The organism is Armatimonadota bacterium, from assembly GCA_031081675.1.
GTDB classification, from domain to species: Bacteria; Sysuimicrobiota; Sysuimicrobiia; order Sysuimicrobiales; family Kaftiobacteriaceae; genus Calidihabitans; species Calidihabitans tengchongensis.
In genome coordinates, this window is the sequence record JAVHLZ010000050.1 from 1 (window position 1) to 2,713 (window position 2,713).

4 protein-coding genes are annotated in these 2,713 nt (G+C 72.7%); all 4 read right to left on the minus strand.

Translation table 11 applies throughout. From position 1 onward, the window contains the following. The coding region (locus RB150_11430) for a hypothetical protein (protein MDQ7821145.1) at positions 1-557 on the minus strand (557 nt) is incomplete at its 3' end. A gap of 22 nt (positions 558-579) precedes the next feature. Continuing rightward, positions 580-1,161 (minus strand): ribosome-associated translation inhibitor RaiA, encoded by a 582-nt coding sequence (gene raiA, locus RB150_11435; GenBank protein MDQ7821146.1) that lies wholly within the window; start codon positions 1,159-1,161, stop codon positions 580-582. A gap of 83 nt (positions 1,162-1,244) precedes the next feature. Further along, complete coding sequence (locus RB150_11440; GenBank protein MDQ7821147.1) at positions 1,245-1,454, minus strand: cold shock domain-containing protein; 210 nt, start codon at positions 1,452-1,454, stop codon at positions 1,245-1,247. Positions 1,455-1,638: 184 nt separating this feature from the next. Continuing rightward, a partial coding sequence (locus RB150_11445; protein MDQ7821148.1) for a deoxyguanosinetriphosphate triphosphohydrolase occupies positions 1,639-2,713 on the minus strand: 1,075 nt, incomplete at its 5' end.

The following is a 2,713-nucleotide window of genomic DNA, read 5'->3' on the forward strand; positions in this document are numbered from 1 at the left end:
CCCACCAGGGTCTCGTCGTCCCGCCCCGCCAGGGACAGGGTCACCACCGCCACCTGGCGTCCGCCCACCGGGGCAAGGGCCACCCCTTCCAGCAGGAACAGGCCGTCGGTGCGCAGGTACAGTTCCAGGGCGCGCAGGGCGGCCTGGGCCACCAGCTCCAGGCGGGCGGCGCGGGCGGACGGGCCGGTGGCGATGCCTTCGTACAGCAGGCCCTGGTCTTCCAGGTGCACCTTGACTTCGGCGGTCTGGCGCAGGTTGGAGACGGTGAGCCCCACGAACTTCAGGCGCGCCTGGGCGGGTGGGGCGGCCTCGGCGCGCTGCTGGGCGGCCACCCGCACCTGGCGCGGCTCCAGCTGCACCCCCAGTTCCGCCGCCAGGGCGGAGACCACGTCCGCGGCGATGACCCGGGCGCTGCGGTCGGGGCCGCCCAGCACGTGCACCGTCTGGATGGCGCCGGCCTCGTCGGTCTCCACCCGCACCGCCTGCACGCCCCGCAGCCGCCGGATGACGTCCTCGGCGGCGCGGCCCAGGTCCTGTCTCTCCTCCGACTCGGCCACGTCTGCCCTCCTGTCCGGGACGCTATCCTTCGGGCTCGATCACCCCGTACCCGCCCTCCCGGCGGCGGTAGACCACGTTCACCTCCCCGGTGGAGGCGTTGCGGAACACGAAGAAGTCGTGGCCCAGCAGTTCCATCTGCAGCGCCGCGTCCTCGGGGGTCATGGGCTTCATGGCAAACCGCTTCACCCGGACGATCTGGGGGGCCGCCGGGACCCGGCGCAGCCCGGTCTCGGCGGCCGCCCGCTGCCGCCCCCGCCGCCGGGACTCGTCCAGGCGGCGCTTGAGGATCAGGCGGCTGCGGTACCGCTCGATCTGCCGGCGCAGCTTGTCCACCACCTGGTCCAGGGACGCGTACATGTCCGCGGACGCCTCTTCCCCCCGCAGCAGGAGGCCGTCGCCCCGGATGGTCACCTCCGCCACCTGGGCGCGCCCCAGACCTCTCCGGCGCTCCACGCTGAGGACCACCTGCGCCTCCGCGACGTGGTCCAGGTAGCGGGCGATCCGGCCCACCTTCTGCTCGGCGTAGTCGCGCAGCGCCGGGGTCACCTGCAGGTGCTTGCCCGTGACGATGATGTGCATGGGGCGCTCGCTGTCTCGCTTCACGGCGGCCTCTCCTCCGTCCTGCCCGCAGTACACGAACGCCCCGGCGGGGACCGTCCGTCCCGGGCCGGGGCGCGGGGGCGGGGTTACTCCTTCACCTTGACCACGTTGGCGGCCTGGGGTCCTTTGGCCCCTTCGACGATGTCGAACTCGACCAGCTGGCCTTCCTCCAGGGTCTTGAAACCCTCCATCTGGATGGCGGAGTAGTGGACAAACACGTCCCGCCCGTCCTCCCGGGCAATGAACCCGTACCCCTTTTCGGGGTTGAACCACTTCACCCGTCCACGGTACGGCATTGTCCTGCCTCCTGCTCCCTGAGAATCGTCCTGCCCTGCCCCGTCGTCTGTCTGTCGCTCTCGCCTCCCGCTGTCATGTGTGACTGCACTCCCGGTGATCCTGTTCTCCCCGGCGCGATCACCTCCCTGCAGGGATCCCGGGATCCGCGATCGGGGGATCCGGATCCCTGATCCCCGATCCCGTTCAAGGTGCCCACCCCCGCGGCACGAACAAAGTCTCCGCCAGGCGGATGGCGTAGCGGTCGGTCATCCCGGCCAGGAAATCCCCCACCACCCGCCCGACCGGCTCGCCGGCGGAGATCAGGTCCTGGTACTCCGCCGGCAGCTCGCGGGGGTGGTCCCGGTAGTACCCGTACAGCGCGGTGACCAGCCGGCGGGCCTTGACCACCTCGGCCATGGTGGCCGGGCCGCGGTACACCCGCTCCACCAGGAAGTCCTTCAGCAGATTCAAAGCTTCCCGGACCGGATCGCTGAGGCGGATGACCGGCGCGCCGGCGCTGGCCGCCACCAGGTCTGAGACCATGCGGCCCAGCCACTGGCCGCGGTGGTCTCCCAGGACCCGCCGCACCGCGGCGGGGACGTCGGACTCGGCGATCAGCCCCGCCCGGATGGCGTCGTCGGTGTCGTGGTGGACGTAGGCGATCCGGTCGGCCAGGCGGACCACCTGGCCCTCCAGGGTCTGGGGCAGGCCCTCGGCGTCTGCGGGCCCGGCGGCCGGCAGGTCGGCCAGCCCCTTGGAGTGGCCGCCGATCCCGTCCCGCACCTCCCAGGTGAGGTTGAGGCCCCGCACCGCGGACCCGTCGGACCGCACGCGCACCTCCAGCAGGTCCACCACCCGCAGGCTCTGGAGGTCGTGCCGGAACCCGCCCACCGGGGCCATCACCTCGTTGAGGGCCTCCTCCCCGGCGTGGCCGAAAGGCGGGTGGCCGAGGTCGTGGGCCAGGGCGATGGCCTCGGTCAGGTCCTCGTTCAGGCGCAGCGCCCTCGCCGCGGTGCGCGCCACCTGCATCACTTCCAGGGTGTGGGTGAGGCGGGTGCGGTAGTGGTCGCCCTCGGGGGCCAGGAACACCTGGGTCTTGTGCTTGAGGCGGCGGAACGCCTTGCTGTGGATGAGGCGGTCCCGGTCCCGCTGGAAGCAGGTGCGCAGGTCGTCCTCGGGCTCGGGGGCCGCCCGCCCGCGGGAGCGGGAGGCCAGCGCCGCCCCCGGCGCCAGCCACTCCCGCTCCCGCGCCTCGATGGCCTCCCGGACGGTCATGCCC

What these genes read in the sequence shown, in the direction of transcription:
- RB150_11440 (MDQ7821147.1), bottom strand. Translation starts at nt 1,454, where the DNA reads ATGCCGTACCGTGGACGGGTGAAGTGGTTCAACCCCGAAAAGGGGTAC.